The organism is Saccharomonospora sp. NPDC046836 (assembly GCF_040645195.1).
In the GTDB taxonomy this organism is placed as follows: Bacteria; Actinomycetota; Actinomycetes; order Mycobacteriales; family Pseudonocardiaceae; genus Prauserella_A.
Genome location: NZ_JBEYXW010000004.1, coordinates 39,555 through 64,083 on the forward strand (window position 1 = coordinate 39,555; position 24,529 = coordinate 64,083).

24 protein-coding genes and 1 pseudogene are annotated in these 24,529 nt (G+C 70.5%); 10 read left to right on the top strand and 15 right to left on the bottom strand.

Going from position 1 to position 24,529, the window contains the following annotated elements; translation table 11 throughout:
- Window positions 1-103 precede the first annotated feature (103 nt).
- Window positions 104-514 (top strand): YjbQ family protein, encoded by a 411-nt coding sequence (locus tag ABZ863_RS06845; RefSeq protein WP_358531875.1) that lies wholly within the window; start codon window positions 104-106, stop codon window positions 512-514.
- Here the strand turns inward: ABZ863_RS06845 and ABZ863_RS06850 are convergent.
- Window positions 458-1,495, bottom strand: a pseudogene (locus ABZ863_RS06850) (ABC transporter permease); the annotation flags it as partial. The gene ABZ863_RS06845 and the pseudogene ABZ863_RS06850 sit on opposite strands and share 57 nt — an antisense overlap.
- Before the next feature lie 131 nt (window positions 1,496-1,626).
- Between ABZ863_RS06850 and ABZ863_RS06855 the strand changes: the two are divergent.
- Window positions 1,627-2,328: a haloacid dehalogenase-like hydrolase gene (locus ABZ863_RS06855; protein WP_358531877.1), complete on the top strand. Its 702-nt coding sequence runs from the start codon at window positions 1,627-1,629 to the stop codon at window positions 2,326-2,328.
- Here the strand turns inward: ABZ863_RS06855 and ABZ863_RS06860 are convergent.
- Window positions 2,317-4,074 carry a proline--tRNA ligase gene (locus tag ABZ863_RS06860; RefSeq protein ID WP_358531878.1) on the bottom strand — a complete coding sequence of 586 codons (1,758 nt, stop codon included), beginning with the start codon at window positions 4,072-4,074 and terminating at the stop codon, window positions 2,317-2,319. The genes ABZ863_RS06855 and ABZ863_RS06860 overlap by 12 nt on opposite strands.
- A 104-nt stretch (window positions 4,075-4,178) precedes the next feature.
- Here ABZ863_RS06860 and ABZ863_RS06865 point away from each other — a divergent pair, with 104 nt between their 5' ends.
- The 4 genes from ABZ863_RS06865 to ABZ863_RS06880 all read left to right on the top strand — a co-directional run bounded on the left by ABZ863_RS06865 (window position 4,179) and on the right by ABZ863_RS06880 (window position 7,182).
- Complete coding sequence (locus ABZ863_RS06865; RefSeq protein WP_358531880.1) at window positions 4,179-4,529, top strand: VOC family protein; 351 nt, start codon at window positions 4,179-4,181, stop codon at window positions 4,527-4,529.
- Window positions 4,530-4,561: 32 nt separating this feature from the next.
- Entirely contained in the window at window positions 4,562-5,305 is a 744-nt protein-coding gene (gene yaaA, locus ABZ863_RS06870) for a peroxide stress protein YaaA (RefSeq protein WP_358531882.1), read from the top strand.
- Between the two features lie 10 nt (window positions 5,306-5,315).
- Entirely contained in the window at window positions 5,316-5,582 is a 267-nt protein-coding gene (locus ABZ863_RS06875; RefSeq protein ID WP_358531884.1) for a hypothetical protein, read from the top strand.
- 274 nt (window positions 5,583-5,856) lie between these two features.
- Window positions 5,857-7,182 (top strand): DEAD/DEAH box helicase, encoded by a 1,326-nt coding sequence (locus ABZ863_RS06880; RefSeq protein ID WP_358531886.1) that lies wholly within the window; start codon window positions 5,857-5,859, stop codon window positions 7,180-7,182.
- 61 nt (window positions 7,183-7,243) lie between these two features.
- Here ABZ863_RS06880 and ABZ863_RS06885 read toward each other — a convergent pair whose 3' ends face one another.
- A complete protein-coding gene (locus tag ABZ863_RS06885; RefSeq protein WP_358532397.1) occupies window positions 7,244-7,969 on the bottom strand; it encodes a PIG-L deacetylase family protein in 726 nt (241 codons plus the stop codon).
- Between the two features lie 59 nt (window positions 7,970-8,028).
- Here ABZ863_RS06885 and ABZ863_RS06890 point away from each other — a divergent pair, with 59 nt between their 5' ends.
- Window positions 8,029-9,207: an 8-amino-7-oxononanoate synthase gene (locus tag ABZ863_RS06890; RefSeq protein ID WP_358531888.1), complete on the top strand. Its 1,179-nt coding sequence runs from the start codon at window positions 8,029-8,031 to the stop codon at window positions 9,205-9,207.
- A 3-nt stretch (window positions 9,208-9,210) separates the two neighbouring features.
- On the opposite strand, the gene ABZ863_RS06895 is transcribed toward ABZ863_RS06890, so the two are convergent.
- Genes ABZ863_RS06895 through ABZ863_RS06905 form a run of 3 tightly spaced genes read right to left on the bottom strand, consistent with a single transcriptional unit; the run spans window position 9,211 to window position 11,000 of the window.
- Window positions 9,211-9,720, bottom strand: coding sequence for a pyridoxamine 5'-phosphate oxidase family protein (locus tag ABZ863_RS06895; protein WP_358531890.1), 510 nt, complete (start codon window positions 9,718-9,720; stop codon window positions 9,211-9,213).
- A 59-nt stretch (window positions 9,721-9,779) separates the two neighbouring features.
- Window positions 9,780-10,223 (bottom strand): GNAT family N-acetyltransferase, encoded by a 444-nt coding sequence (locus tag ABZ863_RS06900; RefSeq protein WP_358531892.1) that lies wholly within the window; start codon window positions 10,221-10,223, stop codon window positions 9,780-9,782.
- Between the two features lie 12 nt (window positions 10,224-10,235).
- Complete coding sequence (locus tag ABZ863_RS06905; RefSeq protein WP_358531893.1) at window positions 10,236-11,000, bottom strand: serine protease; 765 nt, start codon at window positions 10,998-11,000, stop codon at window positions 10,236-10,238.
- A 90-nt stretch (window positions 11,001-11,090) separates the two neighbouring features.
- Here ABZ863_RS06905 and ABZ863_RS06910 point away from each other — a divergent pair, with 90 nt between their 5' ends.
- On the top strand, window positions 11,091-12,587 hold the full coding sequence (locus ABZ863_RS06910; RefSeq protein ID WP_358531895.1) for a cobyric acid synthase: 1,497 nt from the start codon (window positions 11,091-11,093) through the stop codon (window positions 12,585-12,587).
- On the opposite strand, the gene ABZ863_RS06915 is transcribed toward ABZ863_RS06910, so the two are convergent.
- Complete coding sequence (locus ABZ863_RS06915) at window positions 12,572-13,582, bottom strand: GTP-binding protein (protein WP_358531897.1); 1,011 nt, start codon at window positions 13,580-13,582, stop codon at window positions 12,572-12,574. The two genes, ABZ863_RS06910 and ABZ863_RS06915, sit on opposite strands and share 16 nt — an antisense overlap.
- Window positions 13,583-13,663: 81 nt before the next feature.
- On the opposite strand from ABZ863_RS06915, the gene ABZ863_RS06920 reads away from it, so the two are divergent.
- Entirely contained in the window at window positions 13,664-15,055 is a 1,392-nt protein-coding gene (locus ABZ863_RS06920; protein WP_358531899.1) for a mycothione reductase, read from the top strand.
- Between the two features lie 9 nt (window positions 15,056-15,064).
- Here ABZ863_RS06920 and ABZ863_RS06925 read toward each other — a convergent pair whose 3' ends face one another.
- Window positions 15,065-16,291 carry an MFS transporter gene (locus tag ABZ863_RS06925; protein WP_358531901.1) on the bottom strand — a complete coding sequence of 409 codons (1,227 nt, stop codon included), beginning with the start codon at window positions 16,289-16,291 and terminating at the stop codon, window positions 15,065-15,067.
- 49 nt (window positions 16,292-16,340) lie between these two features.
- Here ABZ863_RS06925 and ABZ863_RS06930 point away from each other — a divergent pair, with 49 nt between their 5' ends.
- Window positions 16,341-17,024 (top strand): FadR/GntR family transcriptional regulator, encoded by a 684-nt coding sequence (locus ABZ863_RS06930; protein WP_358531903.1) that lies wholly within the window; start codon window positions 16,341-16,343, stop codon window positions 17,022-17,024.
- A gap of 113 nt (window positions 17,025-17,137) precedes the next feature.
- On the opposite strand, the gene ABZ863_RS06935 is transcribed toward ABZ863_RS06930, so the two are convergent.
- From ABZ863_RS06935 to ABZ863_RS06965, 7 genes are all read right to left on the bottom strand, one after another.
- Window positions 17,138-18,925: a helix-turn-helix domain-containing protein gene (locus ABZ863_RS06935; RefSeq protein ID WP_358531904.1), complete on the bottom strand. Its 1,788-nt coding sequence runs from the start codon at window positions 18,923-18,925 to the stop codon at window positions 17,138-17,140.
- Between the two features lie 4 nt (window positions 18,926-18,929).
- A complete protein-coding gene (locus tag ABZ863_RS06940) occupies window positions 18,930-20,258 on the bottom strand; it encodes an MFS transporter (protein WP_358531906.1) in 1,329 nt (442 codons plus the stop codon).
- 37 nt (window positions 20,259-20,295) lie between these two features.
- Complete coding sequence (locus ABZ863_RS06945; protein WP_358531908.1) at window positions 20,296-21,048, bottom strand: 3-hydroxybutyrate dehydrogenase; 753 nt, start codon at window positions 21,046-21,048, stop codon at window positions 20,296-20,298.
- A gap of 87 nt (window positions 21,049-21,135) precedes the next feature.
- On the bottom strand, window positions 21,136-21,993 hold the full coding sequence (map, locus tag ABZ863_RS06950) for a type I methionyl aminopeptidase (RefSeq protein ID WP_358531910.1): 858 nt from the start codon (window positions 21,991-21,993) through the stop codon (window positions 21,136-21,138).
- 10 nt (window positions 21,994-22,003) lie between these two features.
- A complete protein-coding gene (locus tag ABZ863_RS06955; RefSeq protein ID WP_358531911.1) occupies window positions 22,004-22,399 on the bottom strand; it encodes a type II toxin-antitoxin system VapC family toxin in 396 nt (131 codons plus the stop codon).
- The gene (locus ABZ863_RS06960) at window positions 22,396-22,674 is read right to left on the bottom strand and encodes a type II toxin-antitoxin system prevent-host-death family antitoxin (RefSeq protein WP_358531912.1); all 279 of its coding nucleotides are present in this window, start codon (window positions 22,672-22,674) and stop codon (window positions 22,396-22,398) included. Before ABZ863_RS06960 ends, ABZ863_RS06955 begins: the two co-directional genes overlap by 4 nt.
- Window positions 22,675-22,692: 18 nt before the next feature.
- A complete protein-coding gene (locus ABZ863_RS06965) occupies window positions 22,693-24,501 on the bottom strand; it encodes a penicillin-binding transpeptidase domain-containing protein (RefSeq protein WP_358531914.1) in 1,809 nt (602 codons plus the stop codon).
- Between the last annotated feature and the right edge of the window lie 28 nt (window positions 24,502-24,529).

Below are 24,529 nucleotides of genomic sequence, written 5' to 3' on the forward strand. Positions count from 1 at the left end.
TGACCATACTGGACCAGAACGTAATCCAGATCACGTGACCGGTGTCATAATCGCCACATTTTCGCATACAGTATGCACTATGGCTGCCGACTACGGTTGTGCTATGTACTCCACCGAGATCGAGGTGCACACCGGCGGAAAAGCCGTGGTGAGGGACCTGACCAAGGACGCGGAGAGGTTCCTGACCGAGGCCGGCGCGGAGGACGGTCTGCTGCACGTGTGGGTACCGCACGCGACGGCGGGGCTGGCGATACTGGAAACGGGCGCAGGCAGCGACGACGACCTGCTCAGCGCACTGGACGAGCTGCTACCCCGTGACAACCGGTGGCAGCACCGGCACGGCAGCCGTGGCCACGGGCGTGACCACGTGCTGCCCGCCTTCCTACCGCCGTATGCCAGCGTTCCCGTACTCGGCGGCGTGCTTGCCCTCGGCACCTGGCAGTCGATCTGCCTGGTCGACACCAACATCGACAACACCATCCGCCGGCTGCGGTTCAGCTTCCTCGCCGGCTGAACGCCGCCGCGGCCAGAGCACGACGACCAGCCCCGCCACAAGAATCGCGGCGAGCACCCACACCCCGGTCGCGACATCCGGGCCGCCGGGAGCGCCCACGAGCAGGCTGCGCAGCCCCTCGGTCGAGAAACGGAACGGCGTCCACGACCACAGCAGGTTCTTGTACGCGGGAGCGAGCATCTCCGGTACCTGGCCTGCCACCGCGGGCGCGATGAGGTAGAGCGGGCCGAGGATCGCCATCGCCCGCACCCCGAGCAGTCGGAGCAGACCACCCTGCAGCGAGGCGAACGCGGCTGCCGTCAGCACGACGAACCCGACCGTGTCCCAGCCGAGGTGCAACGAGGAGTCCCACAATGCGAGGAACCCGATCAGCGTGCTGCTCACCAGCACGCTGGTCACGGCGATGTGTGTGAACCGGGCAGCCGGTCCCGGTGCGCCGCCGCGGCGCGCGGCCAGCAGCGTCAGCGATGCGCCAGCGGCCAGCCCGCCGACCCAGGCCAGCGCACTGATCCCCAGTGGCGCGAACCGGCCGGCCGTTCCGGTCTCATGCAGGGTCTCGACACGAACTCCAGCGGGCGCCAGCGCGGGATCGGCCTGCGCGAGAGCGGTGGTCAAGGCCTGACCGGCACCCGTCAGCGCCTGCTGGGCGAGCTGGGTGCCGCCCGGGTTGATCGCACCGGAGACGACCACCGCGACGGCTGGCCTGCCCTGCGCGGTGGTGAGCTCGAGAACGCCGTAGACCTCCTTGTCCGCCAGCAGCTGCCTGCCCTCCTCGGTGGTGGTGACCTGCCAGCTCAGCACGTCACCTCCCTGCCCGGCGACCCGCTCGGCGGCGGCACGCAGTGGTCCCGCCTCCGGCGCGGAGACCGCGACCGGTACGCCCTTCGGCGCGGCGGTGGTCTGTGCGCCGAAGGTCAGGAAACCCAGCACAACCACGGCGACCACGCCGACGAACGCCGTTGCCAGTACGAGCGGCCCCATCCGGCGCCGACTTGGCTCAGCCATCTTCCCCTCCAGAATTTTCCCCAGACGTTGAATTATTCGCTCACGGTACGACCGGGCGGGACTAATGTCAACGCGCGTTGAAATACGGTCCGAGTAGCGTGGCGCGCGTGAACGGGAACTCGGCACGGTTGGTGCTGTGGGACATCGACCTGACGCTCGTCGACCTGCGTGGCCTCGGTGGGCGGTGGTACGCCGACGCACTCGCGACGGTCGCGGGCGTCGCGTTACGGGACCTGCCGTCCTTCCCCGGCCGCACCGAGCGCGCTATCTCCATGGAACTGCTCGCCACGCACGGCATCGAGCCGACCGAGGATCGCATCCGCGCGGTGTGGCAGGAGCTCGTCCGGCTGTCCTCGGCCGCGCGGCCGGCCCTGACCGGTTACGGGCACGCACTGCCGGGGGCGGCCGCGGTGTTGTCGGCACTCGCGGGGCAGGACGGCGTGGTGCAGTCGCTGGTCACCGGCAACCTGCCCGAGATCGCCGAGCACAAGCTCAGCGCGTTCGACCTGCACACCCACATCGACTTCGGCATCGGCGGCTACGGCTCGCTGTCGGCACACCGTCCCGACCTGGTGGCCCACGCCGTCGCGCTGGCCGCGCGCAAACACGACCACGCGTTCGCGCCGGAGTCGGTGATCGTCATCGGCGACACCCCGCACGACGTCGAGGCGGCGCGGGCACACGGCGCGGTCGCGGTCGGTGTGGCGACCGGACGGCACAGCGAGCACGAACTGCAGGCGTCCGGTGCCAACGTGGTGTTCGGTGACCTGTCGGACACCGGCGCCGTACTGGGCGCGCTACCGACCTGACCGGCCCGTCAGCGCAAGCAGGTGCTCGACGACGTCGTCGACGGCGATCTCGCTGCGCTCGCCGCTGGCCCGGTCCTTCACCTCGACGACTCCCTTGGCCAGGCCACGGCCCACCACGAGGATCGTCGGCACACCGATGAGCTCGGCGTCGGCGAACTTCACGCCGGGCGTGGCCTTGCGGTCGTCCAGCAGCACCCGCACGCCACGGCCGGACAGCTGCGCGGCGATTCGCTCGCCGCCCTCGGCGACCGTGTCGTCCTTACCGGCGATCACGACATGCACATCGGCGGGGGCGACCGCACGGGGCCACACGAGCCCGAGCTCGTCGTGGTGCTGCTCGGCGATCACGCCGACGAGCCGGGACACGCCGACGCCGTAGGACCCCATCGTGATGCGGACCGGCTTGGAGTCGGGGCCGAGCGCATCGACCTCGAACGCGTCGGTGTACTTGCGGCCGAGCTGGAAGATGTGCCCGATCTCGATGCCGCGTGCGGCGACCAGGGTGCCGTGGCCGTCCGGCGAGGGGTCGCCCTCGCGCACCTCGGCCGCCTCGATCGTGCCGTCCGGGGTGAAGTCGCGCCCGCACACCAGATCGACCACGTGGTTGTCGGCCTTGTCGGCACCGGTGACCCAGGCCGTCCCCCGCGCGACGCGGGGGTCGACGAGGTAACGCACGCCGTTGGCCAGTAACGCGCCCGGCCCGATGTAGCCCTTGACCAGGAACGGGTTCGCCGCGAAGTCGGCCTCCTCGAGCAGCGCCACCTCGGCGGGTTCGAGCGAGGACTCCAGCCGCTTCATGTCGACCTCGCGGTCGCCCGGCACGCCGACGGCCAGCAGCTGCCACTCCTGCTCGTTGGGCTGGCGGATCTTCACCAGCACGTTCTTCAGCGTGTCGGCAGCGGTGAACGTGCGGCCGAGGTCGGCGCCGTTGAGGAAGTCGACGAGTGTCTCGATGGTCGGCGTGTTCGGGGTGTAGTGCACCTGCGCCTCGGGCAGCCCCTCGATGGGCCGCTCTGCGGGCGGGGGCGTCACCACGGCCTCGACGTTGGCCGCGTAACCGGACTCGGTGCTGCGCACGTAGGTGTCCTCGCCCGTCGCGGCGACCGCGAGGAACTCCTCCGACGCAGAGCCGCCCATCGCACCGGAGGTCGCGGCGACGATCACGTACTCCAGCCCGAGCCGGTCGAAGATCTTGATGTAGGCGTCGCGGTGCAGCTGGTAGGAGTTCGCCAGTCCCGCGTCGTCGAGGTCGAAGGAGTAGGAGTCCTTCATGACGAACTCGCGTCCGCGCAGGACCCCGGCACGCGGCCGTGCCTCGTCGCGGTACTTGGTCTGGATCTGGTACAGGACGACCGGGTAGTCCTTGTACGAGCCGTACTCGCCCTTCACGGTGAGCGCGAACAGCTCCTCGTGCGTGGGACCGAGCAGGTAGTCGGCGCCCTTGCGGTCCTTGAGCCGGAACACGCTGTCGCCGTACTCGGTCCACCGGCCGGTCTTCTGGTACGGCTCGCGCGGCAGCAACGCGGGGAACTGGATCTCCTGCCCGCCGATGGCGTCCATCTCCTCGCGCACCACGGCCTCGATGTTGCGCAGCACCCGCAGGCCGAGCGGCAACCAGGAGTACCCGCCCGGAGCGACCCGGCGAACGTAGCCGGCACGCACCAGCAGCCGGTGGCTGGGTACCTCGGCGTCGGCCGGATCCTCGCGCAGGGTGCGCAGGAACAGCGACGACATCCTGGTGATCACGGTGTTCTCCTAGGCAGGAACGAGACGTTGAGGGAAGGGTAGTCAACCGGCCGCGAACTGCTCCAACCGGTATTTGTCGTACCCCTGACCTAACGTCGGTGGACATGACCGTGACATTGGCAATGGTGACAATCGACTGCGCGGACCCGCGACGGCTCGCGGAGTTCTGGACGAAGGCGCTGGAGACCGATATCGCCCTGGACTACGGCGAGTTCCTGATGCTGAACCCCACCGGCGGCGGGGTGCGGCTGGCCCTGCAACAGGTACCCGAGCCCCGGGCCGGCAAGAATCGCATCCACGTCGACCTCGAGACCACGGACCGGCCCGGCGACGTGGCCAAGCTCGTCGGGCTGGGCGCCACGCAGCTCGCCGAACACGAGGCGCCTGGGTTCGCCTGGACGGTGCTGTCCGATCCGGAGGGCAACCAGTTCTGTGTGGCCGAGCACCACGACTGACACCACCCAGCCTGCGACTACGCTCTGCTGGCGTGCTCGTACTCCTGCCTCCCTCCGAGACCAAGGCCGCCGGCGGCACCGGACCCGCGCTCGACCTGGAGGCGCTGTCGTTCGCCGAGCTGAACCCGGTACGGCGCAAGCTGGCCGACGCGCTCGTGGACCTCGCGGCCGATGTGCTGGCCAGCCTGGCGGCACTCGGGCTCTCGGAGCGGCAGCAGGACGAGGTCACCCGTAACGCGCAGCTGTGGTCTTCGCCGACCACCCCGGCGCTGCGCCGCTACACCGGTGTGCTCTACGACGCGCTTGGCGCCGCGAGCTTCCGGCGTGCCGAGCTGGCCAGGGCGCAGCGGCGGCTGGCTGTTACCTCCGCACTGTTCGGCCTGGTCAGGGCGACCGACCCGATTCCGGCCTACCGGCTCTCCGGCGGCAGTTCGCTACCGGCGTTCGGAACGCTGGGCGCACTGTGGCGGCCGGTGCTGGAACCCCAACTCGGCGCCGTGGACGAGCTGGTCGTCGACCTGCGCTCGGGTACCTACGTCGCGCTGGCCCGGATACCCGGCGCCGTCACGGTTCGGGTCGTCACTGAGGACGCGACAGGCCGGCGCAAGATCGTCAGCCACCACAACAAGGCCTACAAGGGAAAGCTGGCCGCGGTGCTCGCCACGAGCCGCAGCGAGCCGTCCACAGTGGACGCAGTGGCGAGGGTGGCAGCGCGGGCGGGCTTCGTCGTCGAGCGCACCGGCGAGCGAGAGCTGGAACTCGTCACCGGCGCGTGAACCGGCCGGGGTGCCCGGCTGGCAGCGGCTCCCCGCGGACCGGCCCGGCGTCGACGATCACGGCGGCGAGGTGTCGGTGGCCGTGCCGCAACGCAGCGTGCAGGAGGTCTGGTACGTGCTCGCCGGCTCCGGCCAGATGTGGCGCCGTCCGTACGAGCGTGAGGAGACCATCACGTTACGGCCCGCCGGGTGCCTGACGATCCCACTGGGCACCACCTTTCAGTTCCGCGCCGAGGCGGCCAGCCTGAGTGTGGTGGCTCTCACCGCACCGCTGTGACCCGGTCCCAGCAGGTCGTTTGTGGACAGTTGGGAGGGCCGCGCATGAGCCTGCGCCGCGCCGCCGGAGCGCCCTGAGGTACAGTGGTCGAGCACCGCCGGGCCGAATGGCTCCGAGTTCGGTGCTCCACCCATCAGTGTGGCGTGTGGTGCCGCGAGAGCGCCGTGCGCCGGGTTCGTCCCTGTGAACGCCCAACGCACCACCATCGCGACCTGCCCGCGCGCCGCCGGGCAACCGGGCCTCCTTGTGACGTGCCACGTCCGAGAGGCATTGTGTGACCACCACTTCGTTCGCTGACCTGAACCTTCCGGCCCCGCTGCAGCGTGCTCTGCGGCAGGCGGGCATGACGGAGGCGTTCCCGATCCAGGCGGCGACCCTGCCCGACGCACTGGCCGGCCGTGACGTGCTCGGCCGTGCACAGACGGGTTCCGGCAAGACCCTCGCCTTCGGTCTGGCTCTGCTGGCCAGGCTCGACGGCGGCAAGGCGCAGCCGAAGCAGCCCCGCGCGCTCGTGCTCGTACCCACCCGCGAGCTGGCGATGCAGGTCGCCGACGCGCTCATCCCGCTGGCCAAGTCGCTCGGCCTGTGGTGCCGGACCGCCGTCGGCGGTATGGCCTTCACCCGCCAGGCCGATGCACTGGCCCGTGGTGTGGACCTGCTGATCGCCACGCCCGGCCGGCTCTCCGACCACGTCCGGCAGGGCACCTGCCGGCTCGACGCCACCCAGTTCGTCGCACTCGACGAGGCCGACCAGATGGCCGACATGGGATTCCTGCCGCAGGTGCGGGAGATCCTCGACCGCACTCCGGCAGACGGGCAGCGGCTGCTGTTCTCCGCGACGCTGGACGGCGACGTCGAGCGTCTGGTGAAGGCCTACCTGACCGACCCGGTGACGCATTCGGTCGCCCCGGTCACGGCCAGCGTCACCACGATGGACCACTACCTGCTGCAGGTGACTCACGAGGACAAGCAGGCCATCGTCACCGAGATCGGCGCGCGGGAGGGGCGCACGATCATGTTCGTGCGCACCAAGCACCACGTCGACCGGTTGACCACCCGGCTGCGCTCAGCGGGTGTGCACGCCGGTGCGCTGCACGGCGGCAAGACGCAGGGCCAGCGCAACCGTGTGCTCGCCGACTTCAAGGAGGGCCGCACGCCGGTGCTGGTGGCCACCGATGTCGCAGCACGCGGTATTCACGTCGACGACGTGAGCCTGGTGCTTCACGTCGACCCAGCCGGCGACCACAAGGACTACCTGCACCGGGCGGGCCGGACCGCAAGGGCGGGCGCATCGGGCACCGTGGTGACACTGGTGACGCGTGACCAGCGGCGTACGGTGCGCCGGATGACCGACCGTGCCGGGGTGCGGCCCGAGTCGGCGGTGGTACAGCCCGGCAACGAGGAGCTGGCGCGGATCACCGGTGCCCGGATGCCGAGCGGCGTGCCCATCGTCGAGCAGCACCACGCCCCGCGCGCATCAGGTGGCCGCCGTGGCGGCGCACCGGGGCGTGGCCGGCCTTCGTTCGGTGGCCGCCGCGAACCGGCAGGCCGGGGCAACCGCCCGCAGCGGCCCCACCGCCGCTCCCACTCCCCCGCCTGAGGTTCGGTCCCCAAGGCCACCTTGGTTGCGTTGAATGCAACCAAGGTGGCCTTGGGGGCGGTTAACCCATCGGGATCAGTTCGAACGAGCAGGCGAGTACCCCACCGAAGCGGGTGCCGGTCTCAAGGGCGGCCTCCCGCAGGAAGGTGTCCGGATCGGTCATCGGACCGTCGCCCAGGCCCGCGAGGTAGGCACGGTGCTCCCGCAGCGACGCCACGGCCCGGTCGATCGTGGCCGTGATGTCGACGGCGTGCGTGGCCAACGGTGACTCCGCAGCCGCCACCCAGCGCACGCCGTCCCAGGGCTCGAGCCCGGCCTCGGTCAGGTCACGGAACACCCAGCGGTTGGCCGCGTCACGCACGGCATCGAGCGTCGCGAGCCCCACGTTGCGGTGGTCGGCCATGTTGAGCCAGTCACCGCCCGGCCAGGTCTCCCTGTGATTGGTCATGATGATCAACTCGGGTCGGTGCCTGCGGATCGCGGCCGCGATGTCGCGCCGCAACGGCAGGCCGTACTCGATCATGCCGTCGGGGTGGTCGAGGAACTCGACCTGATCCACGCCGACCACCCGCGCGCTGGCGATCTCCTCGCGTTCCCGCAGCGGCCCTGCCTCCTCCGGCGGCATCCCGTCGATGCCCGCCTCGCCCCGGGACGCCAGCAGGTAGGTCACCGACCTGCCCTCGTCCGTCCAGCGCGCGACCGCGCCCGAACCGCCGTACTCCAGATCGTCCGGATGCGCGACCACCGCGAGCGCACGCTCCCAGTCGGTCGGCAGCGGAGCCAGCATCTCGTTCTCTGTCACCCTCGGTCCCCTCAACATTTCGGTCCGATGCGAGACTGCCAGGCGTGAACGCGCCCGGTCCAGCCTTCGCCGCAACCCCGCCAGACCAGGTCTTCGACTGGCTCGACGCCGAGTCCACCCGCCGCGCACAGGCCGGGCTCACCCGGCGCCTGACGCCCCGCAGGCCCGGGTCCGACCACCTGGATCTCGCCGGTAACGACTACCTCGGGCTGGCCAGGGACAAGCGGGTCGCCAGTGCCGCCGCCGCGGCCGCACTGCGCTGGGGCGCTGGTGCCACCGGTTCACGCCTGGTGTCCGGGTCCACCGAGCTGCATGCCGAACTCGAGCACGAGCTGGCCCGCTTCTGCGGGACGCAGGCGGCGTTGGTCTTCTCCTCCGGGTTCCTGGCGAACCTCGGCGCGGTGACGGCCCTGTCGGGCGCCGAGTCCGCCATCGTCGCCGACAAGCACAGCCACGCCTCACTCATCGAGGGCTGCCGGCTCTCCCGCGCCGACGTCGCCGCCGCGACACACAACGACCCGCGCGCGGTCGCGCATGCGCTGTCGACGCGACGCAAGCGCCAGGCGCTGGTCGTCACCGACTCGGTGTTCTCTGTGGACGGTGACCTCGCCCCACTTCCGGAACTGTCCGAGGTGTGCCGCGCACACGGGGCGGCGCTGCTGGTCGACGACGCGCACGGGTTCGGGGTCCTCGGCGAGGGCGGACGCGGTGCGGTGTACGAGGCAGGGCTCGCCGGTGAGCCGGACGTGGTCACCACCATCACGCTGTGCACCGCGCTCGGCGCGCAGGGCGGGGCTGTGCTCGGCCCGCGCAGGGTGATCAAGCATCTTGTCGACTCGGCGCGCATATTCGCCTTCGACACCGGCCTCGCCCCCGGGAGTGCGGCCGCCGCACTCGCCGCACTCCGCGTGCTCAAGCAGGAGCCCGAGCTGCCGGGCAAGGTACTCACGGCCGCGCAGACCCTGGCGGGCGGTCTACGCGAGGCGGGCCTGCGTGTGAGCACGCCGCATGCCGCGGTCGTGTCGGTGCTGGCGCCCGACCCCGGCGCCGCGCTCGCGTGGGCGGAAGCCTGCGCGGAGCACGGCATCCGCGTCGGCTGCTTCCGCCCGCCGTCGGTGCCGGACGGCGTGTCCCGCCTGCGGCTGACGGCACGCGCTGACCTCACCGAGTCCGATGTGGACCGTGCAGTGAAGGTGATCAGCGAGGTCGCCCCGCGCGCCTGAGTACTAGAAGCGCCAGCGGGTCTGGCTGTAGGGACTCTTGCCGAAACCGAATGCGGTCACCGGTGCCACCTGGTACACCAGGGCAGCACCACCGTCGTCGTGGCGGAAACCGCCGTCGACAACCGTGAAGCGCCACTCCTCGCCGTACTTGGCGACGTAGGCGTCGGCAAGGCGATGCAGTGTCGCGTCGTCCCGTACCCGCATGGCATCGCCCTCGATCACCAGGTCGAGACCGTCGTGGAGGTCGTTGCGGCCGGTGGTCAACACGCAGTGCGGGTTGCCTCCCAGGTTGCGCGCCTTCCGCTCCTCACTGCCCGTACAGAAGTGGAGCGCGCCGTCGAGCCAGACGGCGATCAAGGGGGTGACGTGCGGACGACCGTCCGGACGGACCGTGGTCAGCCAGTACAGCGGCGCGGCGGCCAGTTGTTCACACGCCTGACCCCACGGTGTCGCGGTGGCGGTCGGCTCGCCGTAACGGCTGTCGAGGTCGGTCCGCGGCTCGGTGCTGGTCATGGTTCGTTCCTCCTGCCAGGTCATATCTCGCCAAGGCAGACCCGGCACGGGCGCGGAACTCATCGGCCGGGCGCGAGCCGCCGCATGGTGATGTGCGGGATGCCGTCCTCGTCGAACTCCTCGCCCTCGGGGCGGAACCCGAAGCGCGCGTAGAAGCCCTGCGCGTAGGTCTGCGCGTCGAGCACGCATTCGGCGTCGCCGACAGCGTCCAACGCGGCTGCCATCAGCTGCGCACCCAGTCCCGTGCCGCGCGCAGACTTCGCGGTGCACACCCGCCCGATGCGCTGCACACCGCCTGGCTCGGCGAGGATGCGCAGACACCCGGCCACTCCGTCCGGACCCGGCGCCCAGATGTGCCGCGTTCCCGGCAGCAGGTCCTTGCCGTCGATCTCCGGGTACGGGCACTCCTGCTCGACGATGAACACCTCGACGCGCAGCCGTAGCAGATCGTGCAGTTCGGCAGCGGTCAGCTCACGCCCGGCGCGGGACAGGAAATCAGTCACCCGCCATGCGTATCAGACGCGTTCGGTGTCCTCGACGTAGGAGGCCACCCGGGTGTAGACGCCGGGCTTACCGGGCTCGCCGCAGCCCTCCCCCCAGGACACGACCCCGACCACCGTGTTGCCCACCATCAACGGCCCGCCGGAGTCGCCCTGGCAGGCGTCGACGCCGCCCTCGGGATAACCGGCACAGACCATCGTGCGCGAGTCGTAACTGCCGTAGGCCCGCCCGCAGGTCTCGTCGTCCACGATCGGGACACGAGCGCTACGCAGTGTGGTCGACTTGGCGCCGCCCTCCTCCAGCCGGCCCCAGCCGAGCACGGTCGCCATCGTGCCCGGCGCGTACCGCGCCTGGTCGGCAGGCCCGGCGACCCGCGCGGGACGGTAAGGCACGCGGCGATCGAGAGTCAGCACCGCCAGGTCGTCGCCGGTCGTCGGATCCTCGTAGGCCGGTGGCACCCAGACGTCACGCACACCGGCCTCCATACCATCGGCCGTCCGCTTGTCCTGCCTGCCGGCCACGACGCCGAGCTCGGAACGATCCACGGCGACAGCGCAGTGGGCCGCCGTGACGACCGTGTCGGAGGCGACCAGCGTGCCGCCGCAGAACTGGTTGCCCCGCCTGTCGACAAGGAACACGGCGTAGGGATGGTCGGCGACCGACGCCTCCGTACCGCCGACAATGGACGGCTGTGTACCGCTCGCCGTAGCCGGAACGAGCACCGAACCTGCAAGCACGGCGGCCGCGGCGACGAACCCTCGGCGCAGCGTCGTGGGCATAGGTGTCCCCCTCTCGAAAACCTCCGCCCACCCTAGGCCGGAGGTGCCCGGATCCGGGGTCACTGGATCGGGTGGACTACGGTCGTCCGCGTGCGTGGTGGGCTGCTGATTGCGGGAACGACGTCGGACGCCGGTAAGTCGACGGTGGCCGCCGGCGTGTGCCGTTGGCTTGCCCGCCAAGGTGTGCGCGTGGCACCGTTCAAGGCACAGAACATGTCGAACAACTCAATGGTCTGTGCCGACGGCGCCGAGATCGGCAGAGCGCAGTGGCTGCAGGCTGTCGCGGCCGGTGCCGAGCCGGAACCCGCGATGAACCCGGTACTTCTCAAGCCTGGCAGCGACCGGCGCAGCCACGTCGTGTTGCGCGGCAAGCCGTGGGGCGAGCTGACCGCGGGGGACTGGACCGAAGGGCGAAAGGCACTGGCCGCCGCCGCGTACGAAGCGCTCGCCGAACTGCGTGACCGCTACGACGTCGTAGTGTGTGAGGGCGCAGGCAGCCCGGCCGAGATCAACCTGCGCGCTGGCGACTACGTCAACATGGGCCTCGCCAGGCAGGCGGGGCTGCCGGTCGTGGTCGTCGGCGACATCGACCGCGGCGGCATGCTGGCAGCCATGGCGGGCACCGTCGCGCTTCTCGACGAAGCCGATCAGGCACATATCGCGGCCTTCCTGGTCAACAAGTTCCGCGGGGACGCGGCCCTGCTGGCGCCGGGGCTGCGGGCGCTGACCGAACTGACCGGACGCCCGGTGCTCGGCGTACTGCCCTGGCTCACCGACGTCTGGCTGGACTCGGAGGACGCGCTGGCGATCGCGCGCTGGGACGGCCACCAGCGTGGATCGGGCGCGACCCTGCGGGTGGCCGCGGTGCGCTTTCCCCGCATTTCCAACGCAACCGACCTCGACCCGCTCGCGGCCGAGCCCGGCGTCGCGGTGACCGTGACCGCCGACCCGGACGTGGTCGCGGCCGCGGACCTCGCCGTACTGCCCGGGACACGGTCCACTGTGGAGGATCTGCACTGGTTGCGGGAGAATGGGATCGCCGAGGTGATCCGGCAGCGGGCCGCAGCGCAGCGGCCGGTGCTCGGCGTCTGCGGCGGCTACCAGATGCTGGGAAACACCATCCACGATGACGTGGAGTCCTTCACAGGAACGGTGCCGGGACTGGATCTGTTGCCGTTCACGGTGCGGTTCAGCGCGGAGAAGAGTCTCGCCAGGCCTGCTGGGCAGTGGCGCGGCCACGACGTGCGCGGCTACGAGATCCATCACGGCATCGCCGAGAAGGTGCCGGGGCAGGCGGAGTCGTTTTTGGATGGTCTGCGGCAGGGTGCGGTCTGGGGGACGATGTGGCACGGCGTTTTCGAGAACGACGACTTCCGCCGCGGGTGGCTCACCGACGTCGCCGAGCAGGCGGGCGTGGCGTGGTCGCCCGTTGACGCACCGGGCTTCGCTGCACGCCGGGAGGCCATGCTCGACGGGCTCGCCGATGCCATCGAGGACACTGTGGACATCGAAGCGCTGCTCTCGCTGATCACCGGCGGCGTGCCGGCCGGGCTGCCGCGGATCCGATTGCGTCAGGACTCGACGTAGCGCAGGACGGGCAGCATGCTCTGCTCGTCGACGCCACCGGGCTCCGGTTCGGCACACGCATCGAGGCCGGCGTGCAGTGCCCGGGTGTCGATGCCCGCACCGATGAGCACCAGCAGGGTGCGCCGCTGTTCACCTGCCGCCCACCGCGCGCGTTGCAGCCGGACGTAAGCGCCCACGGTGTGCAGCACGAACTTCTGCCGGTGCCCCGGCACTCCGAAGTAGACGGTGCCCTTCATCCGGTAGAGCCCGGCAGGGCGGCTTTCGAGGAACCGGGCGAACCGGCGCGGATGCAGTGCCTGCCCGGTGAAGGTGACGCTGTCGTAGGCGGTGTGCGCGTGCTCGTGGCAGTCGTCGTGGGCACGCAGATCGTCGAACGACAGTTGCCGCGCGCCATTCTCGGGCGTGCGCACGCGGTCGAACAGCAGCTCCGGGTCGACCCGGCCGAATGTGGTGGCCAGCGCCGGCGTGGCGCCGGCCAGCTCGCGCACGAACGACAGCAGGCGATCGGCGTCGTCGGCGCGGTCGGTCTTGTTGAGCAGCACCAGATCGGCCAGTCGCACGTGCTGGTCGAGCTCCGGGTGACGGGTGCGGGTTGCCGTGAACTCCGCGGCGTCGACCAGCACGAGCAGCCCGCCGTACTCGATGCCGGGGTTGCTGCTGGCGAGCACGAGCCGGATGAGGCTGCGCGGCTCGGCGAGCCCGCTGGCCTCGATGACGATGAGGTCGAGGTCGGAGCCCGGCCGGGTGAGCCTGGCGAGGATGCCGTCCAGGCCGTCGGCGTCGACCGCACAGCACAGGCAGCCGTTCTCCAGCGACATCATCGAGTCGACCTGCCCCGCCACGCTCAGCGCATCGACGTTCACGCTGCCGAAGTCGTTCACGACGACCCCGATCCGGGCACCCCGGGTGTTGTTGAGAAGGTGGTTCAGCAAGGTGGTCTTGCCTGAGCCGAGGAAGCCGGCGACGATCACGACCGGCACACGACGCTTCGCCAAGGACCCACCTTCCGGGAACAACTTCACGAGTGCTCGGGTTGGCCTGAGTGCAGCCCAACCACTCCTCCGAAGGGTAACGCCGTGCCACATTACGACCTGGTGATCATCGGAACCGGGTCGGGGAACTCGATCCTCGACCAGCGGTTCGCCGACCGGAAGGTCGCGATCGTCGAGAAGGGCGTTTTCGGCGGCACCTGCCTCAACGTCGGCTGTATTCCCACGAAGATGTTCGTGCACCCGGCCGACCTGGCGGCAGCGCCAAGCGCGAGCGGGCGACTCGGTGTGGACACCGAGCTCACCGGCGTGCGCTGGCGCGAGATCCGGGACCGGATCTTCGGCCGGATCGACCCGATCGCGGCGGGCGGGCGGCAGTACCGGCTCGAACACGAGGACAACGCCAACGTCACGGTCTACGAGGGCGAGGCCCGCTTCACCGGCCACAAGGAGCTGACGGTCGAGCTGCCGGACGGGCCCGAGTCGGTCACGGCGGAGCAGTTCGTGCTCGCGGCCGGTGGACGCGCGGTCGTCCCGGACATCCCGGGCCTTGCCGAGTCCGGCTACCACACCTCCGACACGATCATGCGCATCGACGAGCTGCCCGCCCGGCTGGTCATCCTGGGCAGTGGCTTCATCGCGGCCGAGTTCGCGCACGTATTCGGCTCCTTCGGCGTCGAGGTGACGATGGTGGCGCGTTCCGGTGCGCTGCTGCGCATGGAGGACGAGGACATCAGCGACCGGTTCACCGAACTGGCGGAGCGGCGCTTCGACGTACGGCTCAACCGCAAGACCGTGCGGGTGCGCCGCACGGCGACCGGGGTGGCGCTGGATCTGGAGTGGCCGGGCGGCACGGAGACGGTGGAGGGCGACCTGCTGCTGGTCGCGACCGGGCGGCGACCGAACTCCGACATCCTCGATGTCGCCAGGACCGGCGTGAGCACACTGCCGAGCGGGCATGTCGTTGTCGACGAGTACCAGCGCACGGGCGTCGACGGCATCTACGCGCTCGGCGACATCTCCTCGCGGTACGAGCTCAAGCACGTCGCCAACCACGAGGCCAGGGTGGTGCAGCACAACCTGTTGCATCCGGACGAGCCGGTCGCCGCCGACCACCGTTTCATACCGCATGCGGTGTTCACCTCACCGCAGATCGCGTCGGTCGGGCTGACCGAGCGGGACGCCGCGGCACGCGGGATCCCGTACGTGACGGCGACGCAGGACTACGCCGGTATCGCCTACGGCTGGGCCATGGAGGACACCACCGGGTTCGCCAAACTGCTCGCCGACCCCACGACCGGTCAGCTGCTCGGGGCGCACATCATCGGTCCGCAGGCGCCGACGGCGATCCAGCCGGTGATCCAGGCGATGAGCTTCGGACTCGACGCTCGTTCGATGGCCCGCGGGCAGTACTGGATCCACCCCGCAATGCCGGAACTGATCGAGAACGCGTTGCTGAACCTGCCCCTCGATAACTGACGTCCGTCACTAGACGTAACGGGGACGACCGGCGAACCACCCGAAGGTCAACTGCCCGAGCAGCACAGCCAGCAACATGGCGAACGGCACCGTCCAGTCGCCGGTCAGGTCGCGCAGCAGACCGAACAGGAACGGGCCCGCCGCGGCGAACAGGTAGCCGAGGCCCTGTGCCATGCCGGACAGCTTCGCCGTGTCGGCGCTGGTCCGCGCTCGCAGCGCGATCGTGGTGATCGCGAGGGTGAACACGCTCATCCCGATTCCGACCAGCACCGACCACAGCAGCGGTGCCGCCGACGGAGCCACCATCAGCCCGGTGACGCCGGCGATGCCGAACACGCCGAGCCCGACGATCCAGCGGCTCTGGCCGTTCTGCCGGGTGGCCAGCGGCGGCACGAGCAGGCTCACCGGCAGGCCGATCAGCGACACCAGCCCCACCAGCAGACCCGCGGCGGTGCGGCTGACACCGGCGTCCATCAGCACCTGCGGCAACCAGCCCATCATGATGTAGGCGAAGCACGCCTGGGAGCCGAAGAACAACGTGACGGTCCACGCGAGCCGGTTCCGCAGCAGTGAACGGCCACCACCGGCCGTCCGCGGCGCGCTCGAGACGTTGCCATCGCGGCGCCGCATGGCCACCAGCCACAGCACCAGTGCCAGCGCGGCGAGCACCGCCCAGCTGCCCAGCCCGGCGCGCCACCCGCCGAATGCGCTGCCGAGCGGCGGTGTCAGCGCCGATCCGGCTGCGCCGCCTGCCTGCAACGCGGCCGTGTACACGCCCGTCATGAGGCCGATCCGGGTGGCGAACGAAGCCTTTACCACCACTGGGATCAGCACGTTGGCCAGCGCGATCCCGGCGCTGGCGACGAGCGTGCCGGCGAGCACCACGGCGGGACCGTTGAGCACGCGGACCAGGAGTCCCACCGTCAGCACGGCGAGCGCGACGGCCACGGCGGTGCCGAGGCCGATGCGCCGGGCCAGGTAGGGCGCCGCGAGGCCGGCCAGCGCAAAACACAGTCCGGGCATCGTCGTCAGTGCGCCTGCCCAGGTCGCGGACGCGCCGAGGGTGGCACCCATCTCGTCGAGAACGGAACCCACCGAGGTCACCGACGGCCGTAGGTTGAGAGCGGCGAGCACGACCGCCACCGCGAGCAGCCCACCACCGGCGAGTGCCCTGCGGCGGGTAACGGTCTCGTTTTCGAGCGTGCCGTCGAGGAACGTCCGGCCGTCGGTTGCCATGTCGGCTACCCTAACAAAAGGTAGGATGATCGGCTGAAGGGATGATTCGGTGCCTCTGGCGGCCACGCGGCGTTCCGGTCTCGTTGACCAGGTGATCGGCCAGCTTCGCGACGCGATCCGAACCGGCGAGTGGCCGGTCGGCGAACGCATCCCCACGGAGGCGGAGCTGGTGGCCGGCCTCGGCGTGGGCCGCAACACCGTGCGCGAGGCCGTGCGCGCGCTCGCGCACAGTGGCCTGCTGGAGGTCCGGCAGGGCGATGGCACCTACGTGCGGGCCACGAGCGAGGTGTCCGGGGCGATCCGCAGGCTCGCGGGATCCGAGCTGCGCGAGGTGCTCCAGGTCCGCAAGCCGCTGGAGGTCGAGGGCGCACGACTGGCCGCGGCGCACCGTACCGACGAGGACCTGAGCCGGCTCCGCGCACTGCTCGACGAGCGCGACCGGGCCTGGGCCGCGCAGGATCTGCAGGAGTTCGTCCGCGCGGACGCCGAGTTCCACCTGATGACCGTCCAAGCAGGACACAACACGCTGCTGACCGAGCTGTACCGCGGCCTCACCGAGGTGGTCATCGCCAGCGTCGCGGCCACCTCGCGGAGCCACCTGTCCCATGCCGAGCCGATCGGGCACCACGGGCTGGTCGAGGCCATTGCGGCACAGGACCCGGAACGCGCCGCCGCCGAAGCATGCGGCTTCCTCAACCAGCTGCTCGCCCGTACCGACGACGAGCTCGGCTGAGGTATTGCGGGGGCGACCCCCGCATCCCCCACGGTGCGAGCTCCTCGGCTTGGCGGGCGTGGTCGCGTGGGTTTGGACCAGCGTCCAACGCGGTACCGCCGGCGAACCCCGTGTCATCCGGCCAGCTGGTGCAGCCGCAGTGCCAGCTGCAGTTCGAGCGCACGCTCAGGGGCCTGCCAGTCCGCGCCGAGCAGCGAGGAGATCCGCTCCAGCCGTTGCGCCACCGTGTTGACGTGCACGTGCAGCTCGTCCTTGGCACGCGAGAGGTTGCCTGCGCACGCGAAGTACGCCCGCAGGGTCCGCAGTAGCTGGGTACCTCGGGCCGCGTCGTAGTCCAGCACCGGGCCGAGCGTCGCGCGTACGAACGTGGGCACGTCCGCCGTGTCGCCGAGCACGAGCCCCACGAAGCCGAGGTCCGCGGGGGCGGCCGCGTGACCCGCCCTGCCCAGCACCAGCAACGCGCGCAGGCACCGGGCCGCCTCGGCGTGCGCGGCGGCGATCTCGCCGGGCCCGCTCGCCGGCCCGGCAGCGCCCACCGTGACCGGGCAGCCGAGCAGTGTGGTCAGCTCGGCTGCGGCGGTGCGGGCCGACGCCCCCGGCGACGCGGTCGCCACCAACAGCACCACCTGCTCCGCGAACACGCCGGCGAGTACGCCACGGCGCGCGGCGGCCGACGCCAGCCGGGTGCGGGACACCCCCTCGGCGTGCAGGGCGAGCACGGCATGCGGCGCGGCCAGGTCCACGCCGAGCCTGCGGCCACGGTTGAGCAGCGCCGCCGGGTCCCGGCCCGGCGCGGTGAGCAGGTCGGCGACCAGTTCGCCCCGCACCCGGTCCTCCGCTTCGGCGGCCGAGCGACGCAGTAGCAACAGCAGCGCGGTGACCACGCTGGCTCGTTCGAAGAGCCGCCGGTCGGCATCGGCGAGATCCGGCCGCCCGGTGAGCGTGATGCTGCCCAGCAGCTCCGGGCCCGCTAACACGGCACACACCCAGGAGTCGCCGTCGGCGACGGCTCGTCCCGCCGCGCGGGAGGCGGCCAGCGCGGCAGCCGGCCTGCGCTGCGGTCCACTGCCGGCCCTGCCGAGCTCGGCGCCGTCGGCGTCGTGCACGACGATCCCGCCGTCGAGCACCGCCGCGACCGCCGCTGCCACCCCGGGCACATCAGCACCGCCCAGCACCAGCTGCGTGAGCCGGTCGTGCGCCTCCTGCGCCCTGGCCATCGCCTCGTTGTGGGCCTTGATCATCGCGTTGGCGTCACCGAGTTCGGCCAGTGCGCGGGCATTGTCGATCGCGATCGCCGCATGGTCGGCGAACGACGACAGCAACGCCACCTCCTCCGGCGAGAACGTCCGGCGCCGCCGATCGGAGGCGTACAGCACGCCGATCACCTGTTCCCCGAGCGACAGGGGCACGCCGAGGATCGCGATGAGGCCCTCGTCGGTGACCGCCCTGTCGATCGGTCCGGTGTGCTCGAACCGGTCGTCGACCGGGTAGTTGGCGGTGGCATACGGCCGGGCGGTCTGCGCCACCAGACCCCCGAGCCCCTCCCCCAGCCCCAGCCGCAACTGCTGGAAAAGCGCGGACGCCGACCCGTCGGTGACCCGCATGTAGGTACCGCCGTCGGCGTCATTGAGGCTGAGGTAGGACACATCGACACGGAGCAGCATCCGCGCGCGGCGCACGATGGACCGCAGGACGGCGTCGAGATCGCGGAGCCGGGCCAGGTCGCTCGCGGTGTCGAAGAGCGCCGCGAGCTCGGCCTCCCGGCGGCTGCGGGCGTCGAGTGTGCGCCGGATGCTCATCGCCAGCCGCAGCGTGGCGCTGTCCGCGGGTACGCGAGCCAGTTCGTCACTGCTCGCGCCCGCGGCCAGCAGCTCCAGCAGGCGGGGTGCGCTGTCGGTCACAGGGTCATGCTGTCACCGACGTGGTGCGCTCCGCGTCGCGCAGCGAGGTCCCACGTGTCTCCCTGGACAGGAACACCGCCACGAGCGTCACCACACAGGTGGCGGCGACGTAGACCGAGATGAGCAGGCCGCCACCGGTGGCATCCAGAAGCGCGGTCGCGATGAGCGGCGCGAGGCCACCGGCCAGGATCGATGCGAGCTGGTAGCCGATGGACGCCCCGGAGTAGCGCACTTTGGTGTCGAACAACTCCGAGAAGAACGCCGCCTGCGGGCCGTACATCGCGCCGTGCAGCACCAGCCCGACCGTCACCGCACCGGTGATCGCCAGTGACGACGAGGTGTCGAGCAGCGCGAAGAACACGAAGCTCCACACCAGCATCGAGGCTGCGCCGAACAGGTAGACGGCCCGGCGACCCACGATGTCGGACAACAGCCCCCACAGCGGGATTGTGACGAAGTGCACGGCCGAACCGATCAGAACCGCGTTGAGACCGGTGGTCCTCGGCAGTTCCAGCTGGTTGGTGATGTAGACCAGCACGAACGCCGTGATGATGTAGTAGGAGGCGTTCTCGGCGAAGCGCGCGCCCATCGCGATGAGCACCTGCCGCCAGTTGTGGCGCAGCACGGTGACGATGGGTGCCTTCTCCGGGGTGGGGTTCTTACTCGCCTTCTCGACCGCCTCCAGGAACAGCGGCGATTCGGCCACCGAGAGCCGGATCCACAGCCCGATCAGCACGAGCAGGCCGGACAGCAGGAACGGGACGCGCCAGCCCCACGCCTCGAAGGTCGCGTCGCTCTGCACGGAGGCCAGGATCGCGAGCACCGCTGTGGCCAGCAGGTTGCCGGCGGGCACACCTGCCTGCGGCCACGACGCCCAGAAGCCACGCCGCCGCTCGTCGCCGTGCTCGGACACGATGAGCACCGCGCCGCCCCACTCACCGCCGACGGCGAAGCCCTGCACGAGCCGCAGGAACACGAGCAGCAATGGTGCGGCGACACCGATCGTGGCGTAGGTCGGCAGCAGGCCCATCGCGAACGTCGCGAACCCCATCAGCAGCAAGCTGAGAACGAGCAGCTTCTTGCGGCCGAGCTTGTCGCCGTAGTGGCCGAACACGAGGCCACCGAGCGGGCGGGCGACGAACCCGATCGCGTAGGTCCCGAAGGCGAGCAGTGTCCCGGTGAGCGGGTCGGCGTCCGGGAAGAACAGCGTGTTGAACACAAGTGCCGCAGCCGAACCGTAGAGGAAGAAGTCGTACCACTCGACGGTCGTGCCGATCATGCTGGCTCCGACGACGCGCTTGATCGAGGAACGCTGGGCTGTTGACTCGGGCATGAGCATCACCACTTCGTTGTGTCGATGGGAAACTTGGTCAGCTGGCAGTCCAGCCGCCGTCGAGCGGGATCGAGGCACCGGTCAGGTAACCGGCCTCGTCGCTGCACAGCCACCGCACGACGGCGGCCACCTCGGCGGGTTCGATGAGCCGCTTGATCGCCGTCCGGCCCAGGAAGACCTCGTCGACGACGGCGTGCTCGGGGATACCGCGGGCACGGGCCTGGTCGGCGACCTGTCCCTCGACCAGCGCGGTGCGCACGTAACCGGGATCGACGCAGTTGCTGGTCACCCCGTGCGCGGCGGCCTCCAGTGCGGCGACCTTGCTCAGCCCCTCCAGCCCGTGCTTGGCGGCGACGTAGGCGGCCTTGTGCGGGCTCGCGCGGACGCCGTGCACGCTGGAGATGTTGATCACCCGGCCCCAGCCGCGCACGTACATCGCGGGCAGGCAACGCCGCATCAGCAGGAACGGCGTGGTGACCATGAGCTGCTGGATGGCAGCGAAGCGCTCGGGCGGGAAGTCCTGGATCGGCGCGACGTGCTGGATACCGGCGTTGTTGACGAGGATGTCGACGTCGGCGGGCAGCCCGTCGACGGCGGCCGGATCGGTGAGGTCGGCGACATGTGCGACGGCGCCGCTGTCCTCGGCCGCCACCGCGGCGGCGGCCGGATCGATGTCGACGAGGTGCACCTTCGCCCCGGCGGCGCTCAACGCGCGCACACACGCCAGGCCGATCCCGCTCGCACCGCCGGTGACGAGCGCGGTCCTGCCCTGCAGTGGGGTGCTGGTCATAGCAGCCGACGGTAGAAGCAGGCCGCCTCGTCAACCATGTGTGCGCGGGCTACAACCTACAGCCCGGCTGTGTTGAGTGTCGCTACCTCAGGCGAGGGTGAGGATCTCGGCTCCGGTTTCGGTTACGACGATGGTGTGCTCGAACTGGGCAGTCCACTTCTTGTCCTTCGTGGTGACCGTCCAGTCGTCGGCCCAGACTTCGTAGTCGATCGTGCCGAGCGTGATCATGGGCTCGATCGTGAACGTCATGCCCTGCTCGATGACGGTGGTGACCGAGGGCTCCTCGTAGTGCAGCACGGTCGGCGCCGTGTGGAAGGCCGGCCCGACACCGTGACCGGTGAAGTCCCGCACGACGCCGTAATCGAAGCGCTTCGCGTAGGACTCGATCACCCGGCCGATGACGTTGAGCTGCCGGCCGGGACGCACGGCCTTGATGGCACGCGCGGTCGCCTCCCGGGTGCGCTCGACGAGCAGGCGTGCCTCCTCGGAGACGTCACCGGCGAGGAAGGTGGCGTTGGTGTCGCCGTGCACCCCGCCGATGAAGGCGGTGACGTCGATGTTGCAGATGTCGCCGTCCTCGATCACCGTCGAGTCCGGGATGCCGTGACAGATGACCTCGTTGAGCGAGGTGCAGCACGACTTGGGGAAGTTGCGGTAGCCCAGCGTCGACGGGTAGGCGCCGTGGTCGAGCAGGAACTCGTGTACGACGTTGTCGATGTCGTCAGTGGTGTTGCCCGGCTTGACGGCCTTGCCGCCCTCCTCGAGCGCCTGCGCCGCGATCTTGCTCGCGACCCGCATCGCCTCGATGACCTCAGGCGTCCGGACACCGTTTCCGGTATCCCGCCGGGGTGTGGGCCTGCCGACGTACTCGGGACGCGCGATGGCGCTCGGGACGGAACGGTGTGGCGACTGCGCACCAGGCTGCAGCGGGGCACGAACGGGCATGCGCCCCAGCCTACGTGGCGCCAGGAGCGGCCACGGTGAGGCCGGTGAGCTGGGCCGCTTCGAGCAGCCGCTGGTCATAGGCCACGAGGCAGTCGAGCTCACTGCGCAGCCGCAGGGCCGATGCCAGGTGGATGGAATCGAGCGAGCGCAGCGAACCCGGCAGTGAACCGGCCGCATCGAGAACCCCGGCTGTCAGCGGCACCTGCAGGAGATCCCCGAGAACCAGCTGCGCGCGCAGGTACGCGACGTCGCCGCCCCGGCGCACCGCCCTGGGCAGCTCCACCCTGGCGAGCATGGAACTGACCTTCGGCCCGGTCGCGTGCGTCGCCAGCCAGGAGACAAGCTCCGGCGTCTCGGTTTCCTTGATCACGAGCTTGACCAGCGCCGAGGTGTCGAAGTAGATCACCAGCGTTCCTCGTCGCGGAGCCTCCGCAGCTCGTCGGAACCACCGAAGCCGAGGTCCAGCGGCTCCGGCAACCTGCCGCTCAAGACCCCGCTCGGGCGCTCCGGGGGCAACAACTCACCAAGAGACAGCAGGTTCTGGACACCACCCGCGGCCTGCGTCGGGCGAAGCTCCGCGACCGGGGTGCCGCGGTCGGTGACGGTGAAGGACTCCCCCGCCGCCACCCGGCGCAGGTAGACGCTCGCATGCTGACGCAGTTCGCGTACACCGATTTCCATGTGCTACATGGTAGCACTTCACCCGATGCTGCTGAGGAAACCTTGCGCGACGTCGACCGCCGGCTTGGAGGTGCCCGCGCCCACGAGCAGCACCGCGAACGCGACATCGCCCTGGTACCCGGCGAACCAGCCGTGCGACTGGGTGCCGTCCCCGAACTGTGCTGTGCCGGTTTTGCCGTGCACACCAGGCAGCCCGCTGAGCGCGCTGGCGGTGCCGTCCGTGACGACCTCGCGCATCATCGTGCGCAGCGCGCCGAGCACGTCCGCGTTGAGGGGCTCGCCGAGGTGGCTGGCCTCGGTCCGCATCCCCCGCAGCAGGCTCGGCACCGGCGTCTTGCCCGCCGCGACCGTCGCGGCGGCCACCGCCATGCCGAATGGGCTGGCGAGTGTCTTGCCCTGGCCGAAACCGTTCTCCGCACGCTGCACCACGGTGTCGGCAGGCGGCGCCGAGCCGGTGATCGTGGTGATGCCGGGAACCACGAAGTCGGCGCCGATCCCGAGGTCGCGGGCCGCCTTGGTGAGCGCATCGGGCGGCAGATCGGCGGCCAGCTGGGCGAACGTCGTGTTGCACGAGCGCGCGAACGCCGTGTGCAGTGGAACGCTGCCGAGGCCGAACTCGTCGTCATTGGGAATGCGGCGGTTCTCGATGACCGTTGTCGGCGGGCAGTCGACGGGTGTGTCCACCCCGGCCTCGCCTGCCGAGAGCGCAGCCGCCGCAGTGGCGATCTTGAACGTGGAACCCGGCGGGAAGCGGCCGGTGAGCGCGATGGCGCCCTGCTTGTCGGCCGGTTCGTTCTGTGCCACGGCCAGCAGCTCGCCGGTCGAGGCCTGCAGCGCCACCAGCGCGGCCGGCTCACGCACGCCGCCGAGCGCGTCCTCGGCGGCCCGCTGCGTGTTCAGGCTGAGCGTGCTGCGGACGGCCTCGGCCGGACGCGGCAGCTCGGCATGCAACTCGGCGATCTCGGCACCGGTGGAGTCAGTGGTCACCACCCGCCATCCCGCGCGACCGGCGAGCCGATCGGCGACGGTGGTGCGGATGGCGGGCAGCACCTGGCTGCCGAGTCCCCGGTCCACGCTGAGGAGCCGCTCCTCGCTGGTGAACCGCACACCCGGCAGGTCGTAGATCACCGGCTTCACGGTCTGGTAGTCGGCCGAGCGCAGGCTGGCGACCAGATAACCCTGCCCCTTCTCGGTGCCCTTGACGCCATCGCGGATCGACCGGCCGCTGATGCTGGGTTCCAGCGGCGCTACAGCACGAGCCAGCGTGTCGGTGACAGCGTCCAGCTGAGCGCCTGCCGCTTGCGCGTCGAGCACGACGCCGACGACGGTATCGGCCTGCAACAGCGGGGAGCCGTCACGGTCGAGCACAGGTGCCGGGGCGGGTTGCTCGGTCCACACCGCCAACCCCTGCTGCGCGCCGAGCTCAGGGTGCACCACGGCAGGTGCCCAGCGCACCTTCCAGGCACCGTCGACGGTGTGCAGCTGCGCCTGGGCGTCGTAGCCCCAGCGCCGGTCCTCGCCGAGGTTCCAGCCCAGCTGGTACTCGGCGGTCGCGGCTTCGCCGCCCTGGCCTTCCTGCACGGCACGCACCGCGGTGTCGATGGACGCCGGTTCCAGCGAGGCACGGACCTGGTCCAGCACGGCCCTGGCCGCGTCCGGTGAGTCGGTCAACTCGGCGGCACGACGGGTATCGCCGGATGCGAAGGCACCGAGGAACTCCTCCGTGACGTCCTGCGGCCCGGAATCGCCGCCGAAGATGCCGCAACCGCCTGCCATGAGCATCGCGGCGACCGACACCGCACCGATCCGAAGCCGTCCTGCCCGCACAGCTGCCCAGTATGCAGGCCCGCACTGA